Origin of the sequence: Psychrobacter sp. Rd 27.2 (assembly GCF_001921755.1) — a bacterium.
GTDB classification, from domain to species: domain Bacteria; phylum Pseudomonadota; class Gammaproteobacteria; order Pseudomonadales; family Moraxellaceae; genus Psychrobacter; species Psychrobacter celer.
Genome location: NZ_MRYB01000047.1, coordinates 1 through 675, shown reverse-complemented (window position 1 = coordinate 675; position 675 = coordinate 1). Strand labels below are relative to the sequence as shown.

The 675-nt window shown below is 47.0% G+C and carries 1 protein-coding gene; it reads left to right on the top strand.

Translation table 11 applies throughout. The features are described 5' to 3' along the window. Positions 1-65: 65 nt before the first annotated feature. A partial coding sequence (locus BTV99_RS12540) for a low temperature requirement protein A (protein WP_256713793.1) occupies positions 66-675 on the top strand: 610 nt, incomplete at its 3' end.

Below are 675 nucleotides of genomic sequence, written 5' to 3'. Positions count from 1 at the left end.
CGGGATACGACCCTGACGACTGGTTTTATCGCATATCCGTGATGTTTCAGATGTTTGGCTCACTAATGATAGCAGCCAATATTCATCAATTTTATGAGCAAGGGCTGACATGGATTGGGGTGACAGGGTACGCTATTATGCGGCTGGCGAGCTGTAGCCAGTGGTGGCGCGTTTATCGGCAAGTACCAGGTCATCAAAAAGTCGCTTGGCGTAGTATGGTGGGCTTGCTAGGCTTACAAGCCTTATGGATAAGTTGGCTGTTTTTGCCCGCGTCTCTACAGACGCCTGCTTTGTTTTTATTCATCCTAGCAGAGCTACTGATGCCAGTCTGGGCGCGCTCAGAGCAGTTTGATAACTGGCATCCTGGGCACATTGCCGAGCGTTATGGCTTGCTTACCATCATCGTATTGGGCGAGGGCGTGGTCGGGGTTAGCAATACCATTCAATACTTTTTGACCCATTCAGCATCAGCCGCCAGCTCCATCATATTTTTAGGCTCAAGTTTGGTGGCCTTGGTGTTTTCGTTATGGTGGCTATATTTTATCGTACCCTTTGATAGGATTTTAAACAAAGAACGTCGCCGTCATGATTTGTTTTTATTTGGCTATGGTCACTTTTTTATTTTTGCCTCGATTGCAGGTCTCGGCAGTATGCTCAATTTGGTTACAGAATCTG